Origin of the sequence: Niveibacterium microcysteis (assembly GCF_017161445.1) — a bacterium.
GTDB classification, from domain to species: Bacteria; Pseudomonadota; Gammaproteobacteria; order Burkholderiales; family Rhodocyclaceae; genus Niveibacterium; species Niveibacterium microcysteis.
On record NZ_CP071060.1, the window covers coordinates 3,617,338 to 3,636,935 of the forward strand.

At 66.7% G+C, this 19,598-nt stretch carries 15 protein-coding genes; 3 read left to right on the forward strand and 12 right to left on the reverse strand.

The window, feature by feature from the left end; translation table 11 throughout:
* Positions 1-3: 3 nt before the first annotated feature.
* From JY500_RS16430 to JY500_RS16440, 3 genes are all read left to right on the forward strand, one after another.
* Positions 4-1,647 (forward strand): alpha-glucosidase, encoded by a 1,644-nt coding sequence (locus tag JY500_RS16430; protein WP_206253841.1) that lies wholly within the window; start codon positions 4-6, stop codon positions 1,645-1,647.
* A gap of 76 nt (positions 1,648-1,723) precedes the next feature.
* Positions 1,724-2,962, forward strand: coding sequence for a hypothetical protein (locus JY500_RS16435; protein WP_206253842.1), 1,239 nt, complete (start codon positions 1,724-1,726; stop codon positions 2,960-2,962).
* A complete protein-coding gene (locus JY500_RS16440) occupies positions 2,962-3,402 on the forward strand; it encodes a hypothetical protein (RefSeq protein ID WP_172196972.1) in 441 nt (146 codons plus the stop codon). Before JY500_RS16435 ends, JY500_RS16440 begins: the two co-directional genes overlap by 1 nt.
* Before the next feature lie 27 nt (positions 3,403-3,429).
* Here the strand turns inward: JY500_RS16440 and JY500_RS16445 are convergent, their stop codons facing one another.
* From JY500_RS16445 to JY500_RS16500, 12 genes are all read right to left on the reverse strand, one after another.
* Positions 3,430-3,747: a PilZ domain-containing protein gene (locus tag JY500_RS16445; RefSeq protein ID WP_172196970.1), complete on the reverse strand. Its 318-nt coding sequence runs from the start codon at positions 3,745-3,747 to the stop codon at positions 3,430-3,432.
* A gap of 158 nt (positions 3,748-3,905) precedes the next feature.
* A complete protein-coding gene (locus JY500_RS16450; protein WP_172196968.1) occupies positions 3,906-4,700 on the reverse strand; it encodes an ABC transporter ATP-binding protein in 795 nt (264 codons plus the stop codon).
* 19 nt (positions 4,701-4,719) lie between these two features.
* Positions 4,720-5,655: a nitrate ABC transporter permease gene (ntrB, locus tag JY500_RS16455; protein ID WP_246479657.1), complete on the reverse strand. Its 936-nt coding sequence runs from the start codon at positions 5,653-5,655 to the stop codon at positions 4,720-4,722.
* A gap of 88 nt (positions 5,656-5,743) precedes the next feature.
* Positions 5,744-7,003: a CmpA/NrtA family ABC transporter substrate-binding protein gene (locus JY500_RS16460; RefSeq protein ID WP_206253843.1), complete on the reverse strand. Its 1,260-nt coding sequence runs from the start codon at positions 7,001-7,003 to the stop codon at positions 5,744-5,746.
* 461 nt (positions 7,004-7,464) lie between these two features.
* Positions 7,465-8,043: an ANTAR domain-containing response regulator gene (locus JY500_RS16465; protein WP_172196964.1), complete on the reverse strand. Its 579-nt coding sequence runs from the start codon at positions 8,041-8,043 to the stop codon at positions 7,465-7,467.
* Positions 8,044-8,102: 59 nt separating this feature from the next.
* Positions 8,103-10,523 (reverse strand): ATP-binding protein, encoded by a 2,421-nt coding sequence (locus tag JY500_RS16470; RefSeq protein ID WP_206253844.1) that lies wholly within the window; start codon positions 10,521-10,523, stop codon positions 8,103-8,105.
* An 85-nt stretch (positions 10,524-10,608) separates the two neighbouring features.
* Positions 10,609-12,144 carry a SpoIIE family protein phosphatase gene (locus JY500_RS16475; protein WP_206253845.1) on the reverse strand — a complete coding sequence of 512 codons (1,536 nt, stop codon included), beginning with the start codon at positions 12,142-12,144 and terminating at the stop codon, positions 10,609-10,611.
* Positions 12,141-13,049 carry an ATP-binding response regulator gene (locus tag JY500_RS16480; protein WP_206253846.1) on the reverse strand — a complete coding sequence of 303 codons (909 nt, stop codon included), beginning with the start codon at positions 13,047-13,049 and terminating at the stop codon, positions 12,141-12,143. Before JY500_RS16480 ends, JY500_RS16475 begins: the two co-directional genes overlap by 4 nt.
* Before the next feature lie 2 nt (positions 13,050-13,051).
* Positions 13,052-17,260 (reverse strand): PAS domain S-box protein, encoded by a 4,209-nt coding sequence (locus JY500_RS16485; protein ID WP_206253847.1) that lies wholly within the window; start codon positions 17,258-17,260, stop codon positions 13,052-13,054.
* A gap of 93 nt (positions 17,261-17,353) precedes the next feature.
* Positions 17,354-17,722, reverse strand: a complete 369-nt coding sequence (locus JY500_RS16490; RefSeq protein ID WP_172196954.1) for a sirohydrochlorin chelatase — start codon at positions 17,720-17,722, stop codon at positions 17,354-17,356.
* A gap of 22 nt (positions 17,723-17,744) precedes the next feature.
* Positions 17,745-18,539 carry a tRNA cyclic N6-threonylcarbamoyladenosine(37) synthase TcdA gene (gene tcdA, locus JY500_RS16495; protein WP_206253848.1) on the reverse strand — a complete coding sequence of 265 codons (795 nt, stop codon included), beginning with the start codon at positions 18,537-18,539 and terminating at the stop codon, positions 17,745-17,747.
* The gene (locus JY500_RS16500; protein ID WP_206253849.1) at positions 18,536-19,489 is read right to left on the reverse strand and encodes an MBL fold metallo-hydrolase; all 954 of its coding nucleotides are present in this window, start codon (positions 19,487-19,489) and stop codon (positions 18,536-18,538) included. Before JY500_RS16500 ends, tcdA begins: the two co-directional genes overlap by 4 nt.
* Between the last annotated feature and the right edge of the window lie 109 nt (positions 19,490-19,598).

Here is a 19,598-nt window from a genome sequence, read left to right on the forward strand (position 1 = left end):
CCCATGGACCAGCCCTGGTGGAAGCGCTGCGTCGCCTACCAGATCTACCCGCGCAGTTTTTGCGACAGCAACGGCGACGGCGTGGGCGACCTGCGCGGCATCACTTCCAAGCTCGATTACCTCGCCAGCCTCGGTATCGGCATGGTGTGGCTGTGCCCGGTGTACGCCTCGCCGAACGACGACAACGGCTACGACATCTCGGACTACGAGGCGATCCAGCCGGATTTCGGCACGCGGGAGGACTGGATCGCGCTGCGCGACGGGCTGCACGCGCGCGGCATCCGGCTGGTGATGGATCTGGTCGCCAACCACAGTTCGGACGAACACGCATGGTTCGTCGAATCTCGCACGACCAAGGATTCCGGCAAGCGCGACTGGTACATCTGGCGCCCGCCGGCAGCGGACGGCGGCCCGCCCAACGACTGGCAATCGGTCTTCGGCGGCCCGGCCTGGGAATACGACGCAGCCACCGGCGAGTACTACCTGCACCTGTTCTCGAAGAAACAGCCGGATCTCAACTGGGAGAGCACCGCTTTCCGCACCGAACTGTTCGCGATGATGCGGCGCTGGGTGGCGCTGGGCATCGACGGCTTCCGCATGGACGTGATCAACCTGATCTCAAAGCCCGATGGCCTTGGGGCGGGCGGTAACGAGGGCGGCATGGATCGCGCCCTCAACGGCCCACGGATGCGCGACTACCTCGCCGAGATGCGACGTGAAGTCTTCGCCGGCACGGACCTCGTCACCATCGGTGAAACGCCCGGTATGCCACTCGAACTCGCACGCGAGATCACCGACGAACGCGCCCCGCTGCTCGACATGCAGTTCCACTTCGAGCATGTCGATCTCGACCACGCCCCCGGCGCCAGCAAGTGGGACAGCACCCCGATGAGGATGCCCGCGCTGCGCGCCACACTTTCGCGCTGGCAGGACGGGATGGACCCGCACGGCTGGAACAGCCTGTACCTGGGTAACCACGACCAGCCGCGCGCGGTATCGCGCTATGGCGACGACGGCCGCTACCGGCGCGAATCCGCCACGCTGCTGATGACCCTGCTGCTGACGCTGAGGGGAACGCCGTTCATCTACCAGGGCGACGAAATCGGCATGGCCAATGTCGCCTTCGATTCGATCGCCGACTACCGCGACATCGAAACGCTCAACGCCTGGCGCTGGCTGACCGACACACGCGGGCTTGATGCGGCAAGCGCCCTGGCGATGATCCGCAAGAAAAGCCGCGATAACGCGCGCACGCCGATGCAGTGGTCGGCAGCGCCGAACGCCGGCTTCAGTGCCGCAGCGCCCTGGATCGCGCCGAACCCGGACTACACCGGGCACAACGTCGCCGCCGCCGAGGCCGACCCGGATTCGGTGCTGCACTACACCCGCAGGCTGATCGCGCTGCGCCAAGGCACACCGGCGCTGCGTAGCGGCCGCTACCGCCTGCTCGACGCCGAGCACCCCGCGCTTTGGCTCTATGAGCGCACGAGTGAAATGGGGCGCTGCGTCGTCGCGCTGAATTTCTCCGACACCACACAGCCGCTCCCCCCGGCACTTGCGGAGCTGCCCTGCCTGCTGACAAACCACCACAATCCGGCAGCCGACACGCTGGCCGCGTGGGAGGCAAGAATCCTGGGGCCGGCGTGACGTTCCGCGCTCAACCCGGCGCTCCGCGCTGCCGTTATCGGACGAACAATCCGCAGCACCAAAGCGACATGGCTTGATGGTCTCAGCAGCGCTGATCCGCCTCTTTTGCATCGTGGCAATGTTGGCCGGCGTCTCTGCGCGTGCGGCAGACGACGCTGCGCCCACCAGCGACTGGCTGCAGGATCGCCTGCGCTTGTCAGGCTTCGGCACCGCCGGTTACTCGTGGTACAGCTCAACCGACGCCGACTACGTCGGCACGCAACAGCCGGACGGCCCGGGCCGCACCGGCCAGTCCAGCGGAAGTCTCGATTCAAACCTGGGGCTACAGCTCGATGCGCGGATCACCGGCAGTCTCGGCGCGACGCTGCAAGTGCTGTCCGAATACCTGCCGGAAGGCACCTGGACGCCGCGCCTGAGCGTCGGGAGCCTGCGCTGGGAGGCCACCGATCAGCTCGCACTGCGCATCGGGCGCTTTCAGTCCTCCACCTTCCTCGCCACCGACTACCGCTACGTGCGCTTCGCCAACCCGTGGCCGCGCCCGCCGCGCGAAGTGTATGGCGTGCAGCCGACCACGCGACTCGATGGCGCTGACTTGAGCTGGCAGATGCCGCTCAACGGCGGGCGCCTACAGCTGCGGGCGGGCGGCGGCGAAGTGAGCAGCGGCGCCGTGGCGTCAACGGCAGGCAAGGCCGACGAAATCGTCTATCGCGGCGGCTTCCTGCGCGCCCAATGGGAGTCTGGCGGCTGGCTGGCATCCGCCTCCTTCACGCATGACCGTGTCAGCTTCGCGCCCAGCGGCGTGGTCGGGCAGGCGCTGCAATTGCTGGCGAAGCTCGATCCGGCCGCTGGCGAGGCGGCGATTGTGGAAGACAAGCCGAACAGCGCGCTCGCGCTGGGGCTGGCCTACGACAGCGACACCTGGGTCGTGCAGGCCGAATGGGCTCGGGCCTGGAACGAAAGCATCCTGATCGATCGCAGCGGCGCCTATCTGCAAGCCGGCCATCGCTTCGGCCCCGCACTGCCCTACCTGATGGTTGCCGAACGCTGGACGCACGGCCAGAAGATCCATTCCGCCAACCCAGCGGCCGAATCGCTGCTGCGTGTGCTCTACCGCAACCAGCACAGCGATCAACGCTCGCTCACGCTGGGCATGAATCTCGAACTGCGCGAGCGCCTGATGCTCAAAAGCGCAGTGGAGTGGGTGAAACCGGATTCAGGCGGAACCGGCCTCCAGGGCAACATCGGCCCCGGCTATTCACGTGAGGCGCCCAAGTCCGAGCGCCTGCTCACCCTCAACCTGGACTTTGTCTTCTGATGCGCGCGGCACTTGGCACCCTGCTCTCGGCGATGTGGCTGTCGGCCATGCTGCAGCCGGCGGCGCTTGCGGCTGCGGGTGAAGACCGGGTCGCGGTGATCATCAGCGCCTCGGTCGCGATCAATCAGCTCAGCGCTGCGGATCTGCGCGAGCTGTTCCTCGGGCGCAAGCAAGTACAGGCAGGCGAGGTTGCTTTGCAGCCCGTCGACAACGCCGACAAGCAGGCGCGCGATCTGTTCTACAGCGGCGTGGCCGGCATGAGCGGCACGCGCGTGCGTGCCTACTGGGCGCGGGTCGTTTTCTCGGCGCAGGGCCGGCCGCCGCCCGAACTCTCGCCAGCCGATGTGAGCCGGCGCGTATTGGAGCAACCGGGCACGCTGGGTTACGTGAATCTGGCCAACGTGCCAGCGGGCGCGCGGGTGCTGTTCACCTTCCCGTAGGCGGACAGCGCGGCCGCTGGGCCGGCGCTACTTCAGCACTTCGACGATCTTCACGCCGACTTCGTAGATCGCGGAGCCGTTCACCGGGTGGCAACGCTTCACCTGTGCGCGCACATGCATCGGCGGACCGGCGAGCGGGCCGTCGTGCGGGCGCACGATCACTTCGAAGATTTCGTCGGGTCGCGGCACATACACCGTATGCAGCGTCATGCCGTCGACGCTCAGATCCACGCAACGCGCCTTGCGCGGCGGATGTTGCGAGGCGGCCGGCTGGATGAAGGCTTCGGTGCCGAGCGGGATGCGCACCGCGGTGCGGCGTTCGCGATCCCCGTGTCCGTTGTTCATTGCGGGTCTGCTCCCTGGACTATTGCCGCCAGCTGGTGGCCTGCGGCATTTGTTGTGCCGCTAGGTTACCCGAAGCGCCCGCGCCGTGCGGGGGCTGATCCCTTGCAACGAAAACGGCCCGCGCGGGGCGGGCCGTTGCTCTCGGGAAGACCGGCCGATCAGGCGGCCTTCTTCATCTGCTTCTGGTAGAGGAACTCCAGAATCGCGGCGCGGCAGCTGACGTACTGCGGATCGTGCGCGAGTTCGAGCCGGTTGCGCGGTTTGGGGATGTTCACGTCGAGGATCTCGCCGATCGTCGCGGCCGGGCCGTTGGTCATCATCACCACGCGATCCGACAGCAGCACCGCCTCGTCGACATCGTGCGTCACCATCACCACCGTGGCGCCGGTCTTCGCCATCACCCCGATCAGCTCGTCCTGCAGGCTTGCGCGTGTCAGGGCGTCGAGCGCGCCGAAGGGCTCGTCCATCAGCAGCACCTTGGGCTCCATTGCGAAGGCGCGTGCGATGCCCACGCGTTGCTTCATGCCGCCGGAGATTTCGTGCGGGTACTTATGCATCGCATGTTCCATGTGCACCATCTCCAGCGCGGCCTCGGCACGCAGCTTGAGCTTCACCTTGCGCTCGCGGGTGCCAAAGACGCGCTCGACCGCCAGATAGACGTTCTCGAAGCAGGTCAGCCAGGGCAGCAGCGAATGGTTCTGAAACACCACCGCGCGCTCCGGCCCCGGGCCGGCCACTTCGCGCCCGGCGCAGATCACGTTGCCCGAGGTCGGCAGCGTAAGGCCGGCGATCAGGTTGAGCAGCGTGCTCTTGCCACAGCCCGAGTGGCCGATCAGCGAAACGAACTCACCTTCGCCGATCGCCAGATCGATATCGCGCAGCGCGGTGAAGCGCCCGCTCTTGGTGTCGAAGGCCATGCCGACGTTTTCGACTTTCACCATGGGTTTGCTCATGACGGGGCTCCGGTGCGAATCAGTTGTTGCCGTAGGAGAAGCGCTTGGCGATCAGCAGCAGCGCCTGTTCCAGCATCAGGCCGACGATGCCGATCACGAAGATCGCGATCACGATGTGCTCGACCTTCAGGTTGTTCCACTCGTCCCATACCCAGAAGCCGATGCCGACACCGCCGGTCAGCATCTCGGCTGCAACGATGACAAGCCAGGCCGTGCCGATCGAAAGCCGGATGCCGGTAAGCATGTAGGGCAGCACGGCCGGGAACAGGATCTTGGTGATGATCTTGACCTCCGACAGGTTCAGCACCCGTGCGACGTTCATGTAGTCCTGCGGTACGCGCTGCACCCCCTGCGCGGTGTTCAGGATCATCGGCCAGATCGAGCAGATGAAGATCGTCCAGGTCGCCGCCGGGTCGGCCTTCTTGAACACCAGCAGGCCGATCGGCAGCCACGCCAGCGGGCTGACCGGGCGCAGCAGCGAGATCAGCGGATCGAGCATGCTGTTGAGGAAGTTGAAGCGGCCGATCAGGAAGCCCATCGGGATACCGACCAGCGCGGCGATGCCGAAGCCGATGCCAACCCGCTGCAGCGACGACAGGATGTTCCAGCCGATGCCCTGGTCGTTCGGGCCGTTGCGATAAAACGGGTCAGCGAATATCTCGACCGCCGCGGCCCAGGTCTGCAGCGGGCCAGGAAAACCTTGCGTCTTCATCGCCACGATCGCCCATACGCCCAGCAGCAGGCCGATGCCGAACAAAGGCGGCAACACTTTCTTGAGCACGGCGTTCACCCGCGGCCCCAGCGGTGCGCGGTAACGCGGCGCTGGCGCTGGCTTCACTGTCGCCTGTGGCGCGGCGGAGGTTTCGGAAGTCGCGGCGGCTTGGGCGTGCGTGCGGGGCTCGACGGCCAGCGGCTCGGCCGCGAGGTTGGAGGCAGTCATCGAAACAGCGCTCATGTTGTGCTCCTCTGCGCGGCTCACAGCGGCCGCGCCAGTAAGGGGGTCCCAGGGCCGCAGAAAACCGCGGCCCGCGTCGATGGCGAGGTCAGGCAACTTTGATCTTGAAGCTGCCGGCGTACTTCTTCGCGTCCTTGCCGTCCCACACCACGCCGTCGATCAGTTTGCTGCTGCGCATATCCGACTTGGGCAGCGACACCCCTGCGGCGGCGGCCGCCTGCTTGTAGATATCGATGCGGTTGATCGACTTGGCCACAGCGGCGTAGTCCACCTCGCCCTTGAGCAAACCCCAGCGCTTGTGCTGCGTGAGGAACCACATGCCATCGGACAGGTAGGGGAAATTCACCGCGCCGTCATTGAAGAACTTCATGTGGTTCTTGTCGTCCCAGCTCTTGCCCAGCCCGTTCTGGTAGCGGCCCAGCATGCGTTCGAGGATCACGTCCATGTCGGTGTTGACGTAGGACTTCTGTGCGATCGTCTCGGCCGTCTTGCGGCGATTGGCGAGCGAGGCATCGATCCAGCGGCCGGCTTCGAGGATCGCGGCGGTCATTGCGCGCGCGGTGTTCGGGTTCTTTTGCGCGAACTCCGCGGTGGTGCCCAACACCTTCTCGGGGTGGTCGGTCCAGATGTCCTGCGTGGTGACCGCGGTGAAGCCAATCTTGTCCATGATCGCGCGGTTGTTCCACGGCTCACCGACACAGAAACCGTCCATGTTGCCGACACGCATGTTGGCCACCATCTGCGGCGGCGGCACGGTGATGACCTTCACATCCTTCATCGGGTCGATGCCGTTTGCGGCCAGCCAGTAGTACAGCCACATCGCGTGTGTACCGGTCGGGAAGGTCTGCGCGAAGGTGTATTCGCCCGGCTTCGCGGCAACCGCCTTCTGCAGCGCCGCGCCGTCGGTCACGCCCATGTCGCGGAACTTGTTGCCCAGCGTGATCGCCTGACCGTTGTTGTTCAGCGTGGCGAGCACCGCCATATCCTTCTTCGGGCCACCGATGCCCATGTGCACGCCGTAGACCAGGCCGTACAACACATGCGCGGCGTCGAGTTCGCCATTCACGAGCTTGTCTCGGATCGAGGCCCAGGAAGCTTCCTTCGTGGCGATGATCTTGATGCCGTACTTCTCGTCGAACTTCTGCACCGCAGCCATCACGACCGATGCGCAGTCGGTCAGCGGAATGAAGCCGATGCGGACTTCCTTTTTCTCCGGGGCATCCGAGCCCGCGGCCCAGGCGCCAGAGAACGGCATCACGCTGGAGGCGGCCGCAGCACCACCGAGGGCGAGCGTTTGGCGCAGGAAGCCGCGACGGCTCAGTTCATTGTCCGAGGGGCGATCGATCATGGTTGTCTCTCCGCAGCAAGGGTCAGGATTTCCGCAAAACAAAAAGGCGCCCACCGTGCGTGCACAACACGCTCGGAGGACGCCCTTGTCCGTTGCCGCCCGGGCTGCCGTCATTGGCAGGCCTCGGACCGCTGCAGTCGCCGCCATTGGCGCCTGCCTTGCTCAGCCCTTTGCAACCGACGTGCCAGCGATTGCATGCAATTGTTTTTAAAAGGTTTTCCATGGTTCAAAAGGAAAAGCCCGGGAATTCGTATGCGCCGCGATCGCGAGACTTCGGTTTTCGGCACTTGTGCGGTGCAAACCGCGATGAAGGCGCACCGGATCAATGCTGCACTGCGCCAGTGCGAACATGCACGTCACGGACACCCGAGCGCACCACACTGGGGCACCCCAGAAACGAAAACACCCGGCCTTTGCCGGGTGTCGGTTCTCGGTGCAGGAAGCGCCCGGACGCAGGCCCTCTAGCCGATCAGCAGCTTGGCGGACTCGATCACGTCCTGCGCCACTTCGCCGATGCGCCGCCCGCGCTCCATCGCGAGCTTGCGCAGCGCATGGTAGGCGTCGTCCTCTGACAAACCACGCGCCTGCATCAGGATGCCCTTCGCCCGGTCAACCGCGATACGGTCCGATAGCTTGCGCTCGGCGTCGTCGCGCTCGCGGCGCAGGGCCTGGAATTCCTCGAAGCGCGCCACCGCCACTTTCATCAGCGACTCGACGCGCTCCGGCACCAATCCATCCACCACATAGGCCGCAACACCCGCGCGCATCGCGCGGCGGATGATGGATTCGTCGTCGTCACCCGAGAACACGATCACCGGTCGCGGGTAATCGCGATCGAGCGTGGCAAGGTGTTCGAGAGTGTCGCGGCTGGGCGATTCGGTGCTGATCAATACCGCATCCGGCTGAATCTCCTGCACCCGCTTTGCCAGCTCGGCCGCGTCGGCCAGCACTGCCGCCACAAGGTGGCCGGCAGCAGCGACACCCTGGCATAGATCCAGTGCGCGCTCCTTGGACTCGTCGACGATCAGGACTCTCAGCATTGATTGGGCTCAGGGGGTTTGGCCGCAAAACAATGCAATCGGCGTGCCAGCCTGTCTGGTCAGGGAATCGTGAACGAGATCGTCGCGCCCTGCCCCGGCGCCCCTTCGGCAGCCACCTCGCCCATGTGCCGCTCGACAATCCGCTTGACGATCGCCAGCCCGATACCGGTGCCCTCGAATTCGCGCGACGCATGCAGTCGCTGGAACACGCCGAACAGCTTGTCGGCGTAATTCATGTCGAAGCCGATGCCGTTGTCGGACACGTAGTAGTACACCTGCCCGCGCACCTGCGTGACGCCGATATCCACCCGGGGCTCATTGGTGTGCGACGAAAATTTCAACGCATTGCCGATCAGGTTCACCCATACCTGCCGCAGCAGCCGCGGGTCACCGTAGGCGGCGGGCAAGAGGCCGACCGAGATGCGGGTGTCCGGGTACGGCACGCGCAGATCGGACACCACCTCGGCGACCAGGCGCCCCATGTCCACCTTCTGCCGCGTCAGCTCGGCACGGCCCACACGTGAGAAATCGAGGAAGTCGTCGATCAACTCCCCCATCCGCACCGAAGCCTTCATCACGCGATCGAGCAGGCCGCGGCCCTCCTGCGTCAGCCGCTCGCCCTCGCTGTCGATCAGCAGAAAGGTGTAGCCGTGAATCGCACGCAGGGGCGCGCGCAAGTCGTGTGACACCGAATACGAGAAGGCTTCCATTTCCTTGTAGGCGCGCTGCAACTCGGCGGTACGTTCGATCACGCGCTGCTCCAGCGAATCGTTGAGCACGCTGATCTCAAGCTCGGCGCCGACCTGTTCGGTGATGTCGCGAAGGATCAGCGTGAACAGCGTGGCGTCACCCAGTTCGACGCGCGACAGCGCGAGTTCGAGCGGGAACTCCTCGCCATTGCGACGCCGCCCGAGCAAGGGCCGCGCGCCGCCGCGCAACCGCCAGCTGGCGCGCCGCCGCGCCTGCAGCAGGATCTTCTCGGCAGGCAGGCTGCGATAGCGCTCCGGCAGCAGCATCAGCACGTCTTCGCCGATCGTCTCCTCGGCGCGGTAGCCGAACATGTTCTCGGCCGCCTTGTTGTACATGACGATGCGGCGCGAGGCGTCAGTAATCAGCACCGCGTCCATCGCGGAATCGATGATCGCTTCAAGCTGCAGCGACCGCTCGCGCAGCGCGCGCTCCGCCTGCCGCTGCGCGGTCAGTTCGCGGCCGATGATCGCGAAGCGCGGCAAGCGATCTTCCGACGCGGGCAGCGCCACCACCGAGATCTCGACCTGCGCGCTGTCGCGGTCCAGCGGCACGCTCAGGTCAAAGGCGCCGATGCTGTGCCGCGTCTGGCTCGCAATGTGTTCCAACGCACGCCGCAGCGTCTCCCCGGCCGACAGCTCGCCGATCGGCACATCGCCGGTACGACCTTGTGCGCGGAACAGCCGGCGTGCGACCGGGTTGATCCGCTCGCACAGGAAGTCGCCGCTCGTGTCGCGACGCACCAGCAGCATCGGGTCGGGTGAAGCCTCGAACAGCGCAGACTCCTGCTCGCCGCGCAGACGCGCGCGTCGCATCGAACGCGTGGCGCCCATCAGCATCAGCGTGGTGCCGAAGGCGAAGCCCGCCAGCAACAGGAAGCCCCAGCCCTGGATGCGGCCGGGCGTACCCACCGCGGCCCGCACGCCCGCACCATCCAAGGCCACCACCACGAGCAGCGGATATTCGGCGAGCCGCCGCAGCGCGAACAGGTGCCGGTCGTCGGCGCTTGAGAACTCGGTTTCCCGGCCCAGTTCGATCGCCTTGCGCACACTCTCCGACAAACGCACGGGCAGATCCGGCCCGCTGGCGCCGCTGTGTGCGAGCACTTCACCACCGCGCCGCAAGAGAAAGGCTTCGCCACCGCCACGCAAGGTGTGGACACTGAGGATCTCGCGCAGCGCAGTCTTCGAAATCTCCGCAACGACACCCGCTGGCGCCGTCTCGTCGACCATCGCATCGCCACTCCACACGCGCACCGCATACAGGCGGTCGTCGGTAGCGGGCAGCAGGTCGAGCACATCCGGCGCGGCCTTGCCGGCGATCTCGGCAAGCAGGCTGGCGTCGCGCGGGCCGCCGCGGGCTGCATCCATCAAGCGGAAGCGCTGGTCGAACACGACCAGCCCACCGAGCAGATCCTTCAGGTCGCTCGCCAGATCGTCCTGCACTGCCTTGGGCCCGCGCACCCCGTTCGAAACACGCCGCGCAGCGCGGTCGAGCACGAAGTCGGTGACGTCGAGCATACGCAGCAGATCGCGCTGCACATCGGTCGCTGCGCGGCCGGTCAAAGCCAGCGCTTCGCGTTCGCGCGCCTCGCGCGCTTCCTGAAACGGTGCCATTGCGGCGAACAATGCGACCACCACGACGGCAAGGCCGCCAAGGCCGACGAGGGCCTCGACGCGCGTCGAGGTCCAGCGGTCGAGCCGGCGCGACAAGGGTTCGATCAGACCCGACATGGGAGCTTGGGGGGAGCCATGCCGCGATGATAGTGAAAAGCGCCGCGGGCCGCGCGGCGCGGCCCGCAGGAAGTGCGGACGCGGCTCAGGCGTTGATCAACAGCAGGGACACATCGTCGTGTGGCGCCGCGTTTCCGCAGTGCCGCGCCACCTCGCGCTCCAGCTGAGCCAGACGGTCGTCGGCCACGCCGTCGCGCAGCGCGGCCTCGACGCCGGCATAACCGAACTGAGCCCCGCCGTCGCCGACGGCTTCGAGCAAACCGTCGGAGAAGATCAGCACCTGTTCGCCGGGTGTAACCGGGCTACTTGCGCAGGCGGCGGCTTCCGGCGTCAGCGTGTCGATCCCCAAGGGCAGCGCGCTCGAGGCGTAGCGCTCAAGTACCTCGCCTGTCGGCCCCAGCCGCAGCACATCGGGCGTGCCGCCCACCCACACATGAACACGCCCGGCAGCACTATCGACGCAAACCAGCGCAGCCGCGACGAAGCGGCCGATCGGCAGCGATTCCTGTAGTACGTTGTTGAGCGATGCCACCAGTTCGCCCGGCGCTGGCGACGTGGCGACCGCGCGGTAGAACTCCGCCACGGCCGGCAACACACTGACGGCGGCGCCGAGACCATGGCCGGTGGCGTCAGCGAGCAAGGCGAACAGACGCCCGTCCGGTGCCCGCTGGGCAAGCACGATGTCGCCCGAAAAGCGCTGCGCGGGTAACACACGGTACGCGATGCCGGCTTCCTGCAGGCCACCGCGACGGATCTGCCGCTCCAGGATTTCGAGCGCGAGTTCGTTCTCGCGCTCAGCCTCATCGTGGTAGTGCTTGAGTTCGAGCGTGTACGCCGCAAGCTCGCGCTCGGCCCGCTTGCGCTCGGAGATGTTGCGCAGCACCGCAAGATACATCGTTCCGTGCGCGGCGCTCATCGTGGAAAGTGCCAGTTCAAGCGGCACCACCTGGCCATCGACCCCCAGCGCGGCGACTTCGCGAGCCGGTTGCTGCTCGCCCGACTGGCATTGTTCGATCGCGCGAAGTAACTCGCGGTCGCCTGGCGGCACGAAGAGCCCGAAGACCGGCGCGCCGATCATCGTCGCTTCGCTCTGACCGAGCATGGCACAGAGCGCGGGGTTGACGGTCCGCATCCGCCCGCCTGCATCGAACACCACCAGACCATCGCTCATCGCAAGCGAAATCGCGCGCACCTCTTCGGCCGCGGCATCGCGCTGGCGCTGAAGGCTGAGCGCCCGGTACACCGTGCGCATCTTCGCGGCAAAGATCTGATAGGACAGCGGCTTGACGAGGTAATCGTCCGCACCGGCGTCCAGGCCGCCGACCACATCACCTTCGGAGCCGAGTGCCGAGAGCATCACGATCGGCACCGAGGCGCCGTCGCCCGCGCGCAGCCGCCGCGTGGCTTCCAGGCCATCCATGATCGGCATCATGACGTCCATCAGGATGATGTCCGGGCGCTCGCGCGCAAAGGTCTCCAGCGCTTGCTCGCCGTTCTCGGCAAGCAGCACTTCAAAGCCGAGCCGGCTCAGGTAGGCGCGGACCAGGGTACGGTTGGCAGCGGTGTCATCGGCAACCAGAACGCGACATGCCCCCGCGGGGATTTCGTTGCTGGCACTCATTCGCCCACCTCCATGCCGTCGCTGCACCAGGCATGCACTTCGTTGCCGCAGCCGTCGTAGCGCACCTCGTCAAACGCGATCTGCCGCGCCAGCACGATGCCGCGGCCGTTCGGCGCAAACGCCCGTGACGGATCCAGTTCGATGAAACGCTGCCAGTCGAAACCCGGCCCGTCGTCGCGCACATGAAAGTGCCAGCGCGCGCCTTCGCGCTGCACCGTGAGCCGCACCCGCTTGGCGAGGTTCTGCGGCGCGCTGAGACGTTTTCGCACCTCGTCCGCCCAGGTGCCGGATTCCTTCAGTGCGCCCTTGGCCTCGAAGTCGATTCCGAGGTTGCCATGCTCAACCCCGTTGACCAGCAGCTCGGCAAGGCCCATCGCCACCGCCTCGGGGCGTGAGCAGACCAGGGCCGCCGTGGTCGCCACCGCGGCCGCTTCCTCCAATGTGCGTACCGAGAACTCCGCCCGGTCGATCATCTGCATCGCGACCACATGCTCGTGGATGCGATCCGCAAGTTCGGCGCGCCGCCGCTGGTCATCCAGTGCGGTGCGGATCACCGCGCGCAACGAATCGCATTCGAAAGGCTTGGTCAGGTAGTAGTGGGCGCCGGCGGCCAGGCCTTCGCGCACCTGATCGGGCGTCGCTGCGGCGGTTTGCATGATCACCGGGATCGCCTTGAGGCGCTCGTGCTGCTTCACGCGCCGCAGGACCTCCATGCCGCTGATGCCCGGCATCATGCGGTCCAGCACCAGCACGTCGAAGCGCTGCGCCGGGTCCTCGAGATGCGCCAGGGCACTGGCACCGTCCTGCGCCGTCACCAGGTCGTAGTCGCAGTCTTCAAGGTAGTCGCAGATGATCTCCAGGTTGAAGGGCTCATCGTCGACGACCAGGATGCGCGAGCGGGACATGCTTACTCCTTCGGCAGATCCCTGACGGCGGGCAGGCGCACGACGAAGGTCGCGCCGCCATCAGGATTGTTGCGAGCGAAAATCACGCCGCCATGGGCGGCGACAATCTCTCTGGAAATTGCGAGACCCAGACCAGTGCCACCTGCGCCGGTGTGCGTCTTGCTGCTCTGGACGAACTTGTCGAACACGGTTTCGAGTTCGGATTCCGGAATACCGATGCCGTCGTCGCGCACGCTCAGTTCGACCGCATCAATTTCGACACCGCCCGGGCCATGCAGCATCGCCGGCTCAAGCGCCAGCCGGACCGAGCCGCCGTCGGGCGAGAACTTCACCGTGTTGGAAAGCAGGTTGCGCAGCACCTGGCCGAAGCGCACCGGGTCCGCCCAGGCGACCAGTGCGCCCGATGCAAGGCGGACGTCCACCTGCAGGTGCTTGGCGGCAAACCAGGCTTCGTACTCGGCGATCGTGTCGCGAACCAGCGCCTCAAGCTGCACGGCCGAGATCTCGATACGCATGTGGCCGGACTCCAGCTTGGCCAGATCGAGCAGGTCGTTGAGCAGGTTGAGCAGGCGCTCACCGCTGGTTGCGATGCGTTGGAAGTATTCCCGCAGCCGATCTTCCGCCGCACGCCCGACCTTGGAGTCGCCCAGCCGCGCGAAGGACAGGATCGCATGCAGCGGCGTGCGAAGTTCGTGGCTCATGTTGGCCAGGAAGGCGCTCTTGGCCTCGTTGGCCGCTTCAGCGCTCTCCTTGGCGGCGACGAGGTCTGCAGTCTGCTCGCGCACCAGCTCGGCAAGGCGATCGCGGTGCTGGGCCAGCTCCGCCTCCGCCGCACGACGGGCGAGTTCGGTGGTACGCGCATTGATGATCTCGCCGAAGGTACGCAGCAGCGGTTCGAGCGCAGCGCAGTCCTCGGGACGATAGCCGCCGGGCCGGTTGGCAACACCGACCACGCCGACTACATGTTTGCCGTATCGCACGGGCAGCCCGAGAAAGCTCGTCAGTGCCGGGTGCCCGGGCGGCAACCCGCCCGCGCGCGGATCGCGCGGCGGGTCATTCGCAATCACCGTGTCGCCACTGCGCAGCACGGCCCCGATCAGGGTATCGGGGTTGTGGAACTCCAGCAGGTCGTTTGCATGAGCGCGATAGAAGGCTTGCGCATCAAGGTTCTTTTCGCCATGCGCGACAGCGTGAATTCGCAGCACGCTGCCCGCCTCACGCTGCACCACCTCGCCGATGAATCCCATTTCGCTGTCGGCAAAATGCAATACGTCGGCGAGCAATCCGTCGAACGCGCGCCCCGCGTCGGGCGCGCGAATGAAGGACTCTTGCGCGGCGCTGATCGCGCTGAGCATGGCGGTGCTGCGTCGCAGCGCATCCTCAGCCGCCTTGCGCGCGGTGATGTCGGTATGTGTGCCGATCAAACGCTGGGCGCGCCCTTCGCCATCCCGCTCGATGATCTGTCCACGATCGAGAATCCACTTCCAGCTGCCATCGCGGCAGCGCATCCGATGCTCGGATGAGTACACCCGCGTCTCACCGCGCAGGTGTTGCTGGATCTGCGCCAGAGCGACCGGCAGATCATCCGGGTGAACGCGGGACTCCCATTCGAGCAGTTCGTCGCCGATCTCCTGTTCCGCGTAGCCCAGCATCGCCTTCCAGCGGGGGGAGAAATAGACACGATTGCGCGTGAGGTCCCAGTCCCACACGCCATCGCCCGCCCCCTCAAGCGCAAACTGCCAGCGGTGCTCGGACGCAGTCAGTGCCGCCGCTGCGGCCACGCGCTCGCTGATGTCCTCGACAATCGTCCAGGCAAGCTGGAATCCGCGCCGGGTATGCCCAAGGCCCGCGCCGGCGACGCGCACCGCAAGCTCGCGCGACTCACCGCGGAAACGTGTCTCGAAGGGCGCCAGTCGGCCGCACGCGAGCAAGGCCGCCAGCCGCCCTCGGTGATCGCGCCGCAGTTCCGGCGGGCTCAGGCTATCGAGCGTACGTTCGCGCAACACGGCTTCGCTGGTTTCAAGCATGTCGCAGAAGGCCGGGTTGGCCTGCAGGAAGCGGCCCGTCTCGTCGACAAGGGCCAGTCCGAACGGCGCATTGCGGTAGAGGGCATCGAGCCGCTCGATCACCTCGCGTTGGCCTTCCTGCGCAGCCACCAGGTCGCTGACGTCGGTCACCACACCCGTGATCAACGGGTTGCCTTCCGGGTCGAGGCAGCGCGCCTTGTGTACCCGGGTCACGCGCAACGTGCCGGCAGGGGTATGGAAGCGTAGTTCGCGACCACGGATCTCGCCGCCGGCGAGTACCAGTTGATCGTCCTCGAACTGTGACGCCGCCAGCGCCGGATCGCTGTAGACCTCGAACGGGGTCTTGCCAATCACCTCGGCCCCGTCCTGCTCGTACATGCGACAGAAGGCCGGGTTGACCATGATGAAGCGCGAGTTCGCATCCTTGACGAAGAAGGCATGCGGCATCGCGTTGATGAGGCCCTGCAGGTAATTGCGGAAGGCGACCTCACGCGCCTCGGCGTGGGTTTCGTCGGTGATGTCCACATAGCTGGCCACCACCATGTCACGGCCGTCGGCGCCCTCGCACAGCGTGCGCGCCACGCGCAGATGCCGATGCCCGGCCGGCAGATCCAGCCACATGCGCGCTTCGACCGAGTCGCCCGGCCGGCGCAGCATGGCCTCCAGCGCCGCCATCTGCGATGCGATCTGAGGCGTTGCAACCTCCGTCGTGGTACGGCCGATGGTCAGGCTGCGGGCAAGCCCCAACGCCCGCTCGAACGCCTTGTTAACCAGCTGGATCTCGCCGTCGCGCGCCTTGACGGCAATCGGCACCGGCACCACATCGAGCACCCGCGACAGGAAGGCCTGTTGATCCGATAGGCGCTCGGCAAGACGGCGGTGCAGGCTTACGTCCGACAGCGCGCCAATCACGGAACCTTCGTTGCCACGCTCCGGTGCGCTGGCCTGACCGCGCACGCGGATCCAGCGGATGCCGGCGTCCTGCGCCTGTACACGGCATTCAACATCCAGCGCACCCCGCGCGGTGGCCGCCTCGCGCAAGGCGCGAACCAGCGCAGCACGATCCTCCCGCAGCACCCTCGCGATCAGCGCGGCCAGGCCGAAGCCCTCGCGCCGCGGTGCGAGCCCAAGCATTGCGCACGCTTGCGGCGACAACAGCCAGCGCCCGGAGGCCCGCTGGTACTCCCAGATGCCGTCTTCGCTTGCGGCCACGGCCCGCTCAAAACGGCGTTCGGTGTCGGCGAGATCGCGCCGCACCCGCGCCACCACGCGATCCGCGAGCCCCTTTCGCGCGGCGAGCGAGAACAGCACCGCGGCGAGCGCAAGGCTTGCAACCAGGCCAGGCACCAACAGACCCAGACGCGCCAGGTAGCCCGGCGGCTCCGACAGTGCGGCCACCTCAAAGGCCCAGCGCTGCTCACCCAGCGTGAAGACCCCGACCTCGGTGGTGTCGGCCTCGCGCGGGTAGTGCGATGTCTCGGCGATCAGCCGGTCATGCCCGGCACCGACAATCTCAACCGCCCGAACGGCAGCATCCTGCGTGAGGATCGCGCCGCGCGCATTGAGCCAGCGCTGCGCATCGATGAACATCAGCAACACCGATCCGCGCGTCACCGGCACCGCCAGCACCGCCAGCGAGGCGCCCCCGGGGCGTGTGTCACCGCCTGTCGCAACCGCTGCATCATTGGCCAGCAGGGCACGTGCGCTGGCGCCCTGCGCGAGTCGCAACAACCACGGGTCGGACGCCGAAAACGCGCCTGACGAAGGGTTGGTCAGGTAATCGAAGCGCAGGCGCATGTCGGCCGCTTCAGGGCTGGCCAGATCGACCAGCATCAGCGCAGCGATCGGCGGTTCGATGCGATCGACCTGCACATCCTTCTGGAGGCTGCGCCAATCATCGGCGCTCAAGGCGGGCAGGAGTCGAATCGACGCCGCCATCGCGCGCGCAATCGTCAGCGCGCTGCCGACGTCGGTGTCCATGCGGGAGATCACCTCCTGCGCTGTCGCATGGAAATTCCGTTCGAAGGCCTCCCGTTCGCCCTCAACCCGCTCACGCCACAGCCAGGCCGTCACAGCGAGCCCAGCGAGCAATGCGGCCATGGCAATCAGCACGGCCGGCAGCAGCGAACGCCGCGCGCCCGCTTCGATCAAACCACCGCCTTCGTTGCTCTGATGTGTGTTCACGCGGCCGCGATGCCAGGGCGCCGCCTAGCGGTGCGACGCGCCTCCTCCCTTGCGGGTCTACGGCAGGGGCCGGCAGTGCTTGAGCAGGCTTGGCTAGCCGGCGAGCCCGACAACGTGGGCGGCCATCGCGGCGATCACGGACTCGGCCTCGCCCAGCACGCCGGAGAGCACGATCGTCACCCCCGGGTGCCGCGCGCGGGCCGCGTCCAGCATGGCCGGCAGATCGCGCTTCACATGACCGCCGGCAGCCAGGAACACTGGCACCACCTCGATCCGCAAGGCCCCTGCCGCCACGGCGCTGTCGATCGCGGTGGCGAGGTCCGGCGACATGAATTCCAGGAAACAGGGCTGCACCGTCACATGCGGGCGCAGCGCGCGCACCGCAGTCGCCAGCTTTTCAAGCGGCCGAGCCCATTCGGGATCGCGGGCACCGTGGGCGAACAGCAGGATGGCGGTGCTCATGGCTTTGCTCCGGGTGAGGGGTTCATGGTTTGGCCGCAGTGAGCGCATTGAGCACTTCCGCCGCGGCGAAGAAGCCGAAACTCGCGGTCACGCACACGCTGGAGCCAAAGCCGGCGCAGTTCAGCCCCTGCGGCCCGGCCGCATCGGGCGCGCATGCGGCTTCAGGGTAACGCAGCGGTTCGGTTGAATACACCGCGCGGATGCCGAACTTCTTCTTCGGGTCGCGCGTAAAACCGTGCTGCTTGCGCAGGTTGCCGCGCACCTTGGCGAGCAACGGGTCCTGCACGGTGCGCGAGAGGTCATCCACCGCCACGCGGGTCGGATCGATCTGGCCGCCCGCGGCGCCGCAGATCACCAGCGGTAGCCGCTGCGCCACGCAATGGGCGGCCAGCGCGGTTTTCACGCGCACGCTGTCGATCGCGTCAATCACATGGTCGAAGCCGGTCACGAGCTGCGCGAGGTTGTCGGTGGTGACGAAATCATCCACGGTCGTCACGCGACAGGCCGGGTTGATCGCGCGGATGCGGCGCGCCATCGCCTCGACCTTCGCAAGCCCCCAATCCGGGTCCAGCGCGTGCAGTTGGCGGTTGGTGTTGGATTCGGCGATCACATCCAGGTCGATCAGCGTGATCGCGCCGACCGCGCTGCGCGCCAGCGCCTCCACCGCCCAGGTGCCCACACCGCCGACGCCGATCACGCACACATGGGCCGCGGCGAGGCGCGCACGGCCCTCGTCGCCATACAGGCGCGCGACACCGCCGAAGCGGCGGTCCAGATCCGGCGCTTCGGTCTGCGGCAACGGGGCGTCGGTCTTCATTGCGCTCGCGTCTGCAGCCATACGAGCAGCCCCTGCGCATTGAGATCGAGGTCGCCTTCGAGCAACTGCAGCGCCGCTTCACCCTGCACGCCCCATGCGGCCGAGGCAGCCTCGGCCAGCGCGATCGCTTCAAGCCGCTTCACCAGCACTGCATGGGCATCGGCAGCGGTTGGGTCGATGCCGTCGCAGGCCTGCACATGGGCATCGATCAACCGATGCAGCGTCGCACCGAGCCGCGGCACATCGGCGCTGCGGCTGTAATGCGTGGGGTAGATGCAGGCGGGCTGCAGGGCGAGCAGGCGATCGATCGAGTCGTGCAGCGCGGCCGGGTCGAAATGCACTGGCGTGGTGGTGGCGAAGATATTGGCGCGACCGTCGGCACCATCCATCTCGCGATAGGTCAGGCCGAAGGTGTCACCGGTGAAGATGCCCTGGCTCGCGGGGTCGTGGTAGCAGACGTGGTGTTTCGCATGGCCCGGCGTGTCGAGCACATGGAACACCCGCGAACCAAAACGCACCGAGTCGCCCTCGCCCACCTCGACGATGCGCGCCTCGGGCACCGCGACCAGTTCGCCATACAAGACCTCGGCGTTGGGCTGGCCATAGACCGCAACGGTACCTGCCCAGAGCTTGGAAGGGTCCGCCATGTGGCGCGAGCCTCGCGCATGCACCGCCACCTTGGCCTTGGGCAGCACACGCGCCAGCGCACCAGCGCCGCCCGCATGGTCCAGATGCACATGCGTGAGGCAGATCCAGTCGACCGACTCCGGCGCCAGGCCTTGCACCGCCAGCGCATCGAGCACGCGCGGCACGGCATGGACGGTGCCGGTGTCGACGAGCGCGGCACGCCCGTCATCGGACACGACCAGGTGAATCGCATCGAGCATCGGCCGCACATAGCCCGAATCGATCGCGAACACCCCCTGCCCCTGCGCAGTCACGAAAGACATCCCCTACTCCCTCGCCAAAGCCGAATGTCGCAATTCTACCGGTCAGCCGTCGCACCGACTGTCGCCGACCGTGCGCCGCCGGGCTACCATGCAGCGCTTGCCCGACCGG

Excerpts from the sequence above, each read along its gene's own strand:
- JY500_RS16430 (WP_206253841.1), top strand. The coding sequence starts at position 4 with ATGGACCAGCCCTGGTGGAAGCGCTGCGTCGCCTACCAGATCTACCCG.
- JY500_RS16435 (WP_206253842.1), top strand. The coding sequence starts at position 1,724 with ATGGTCTCAGCAGCGCTGATCCGCCTCTTTTGCATCGTGGCAATGTTG.
- JY500_RS16440 (WP_172196972.1), top strand. The coding sequence starts at position 2,962 with ATGCGCGCGGCACTTGGCACCCTGCTCTCGGCGATGTGGCTGTCGGCC.
- JY500_RS16445 (WP_172196970.1), bottom strand. The coding sequence starts at position 3,747 with ATGAACAACGGACACGGGGATCGCGAACGCCGCACCGCGGTGCGCATC.
- JY500_RS16450 (WP_172196968.1), bottom strand. The coding sequence starts at position 4,700 with ATGAGCAAACCCATGGTGAAAGTCGAAAACGTCGGCATGGCCTTCGAC.
- ntrB (WP_246479657.1), bottom strand. The coding sequence starts at position 5,655 with ATGAGCGCTGTTTCGATGACTGCCTCCAACCTCGCGGCCGAGCCGCTG.
- JY500_RS16460 (WP_206253843.1), bottom strand. The coding sequence starts at position 7,003 with ATGATCGATCGCCCCTCGGACAATGAACTGAGCCGTCGCGGCTTCCTG.
- JY500_RS16465 (WP_172196964.1), bottom strand. The coding sequence starts at position 8,043 with ATGCTGAGAGTCCTGATCGTCGACGAGTCCAAGGAGCGCGCACTGGAT.
- JY500_RS16470 (WP_206253844.1), bottom strand. The coding sequence starts at position 10,523 with ATGTCGGGTCTGATCGAACCCTTGTCGCGCCGGCTCGACCGCTGGACC.
- JY500_RS16475 (WP_206253845.1), bottom strand. The coding sequence starts at position 12,144 with ATGAGTGCCAGCAACGAAATCCCCGCGGGGGCATGTCGCGTTCTGGTT.
- JY500_RS16480 (WP_206253846.1), bottom strand. The coding sequence starts at position 13,049 with ATGTCCCGCTCGCGCATCCTGGTCGTCGACGATGAGCCCTTCAACCTG.
- JY500_RS16490 (WP_172196954.1), bottom strand. The coding sequence starts at position 17,722 with ATGAGCACCGCCATCCTGCTGTTCGCCCACGGTGCCCGCGATCCCGAA.
- tcdA (WP_206253848.1), bottom strand. The coding sequence starts at position 18,539 with ATGAAGACCGACGCCCCGTTGCCGCAGACCGAAGCGCCGGATCTGGAC.
- JY500_RS16500 (WP_206253849.1), bottom strand. The coding sequence starts at position 19,489 with ATGTCTTTCGTGACTGCGCAGGGGCAGGGGGTGTTCGCGATCGATTCG.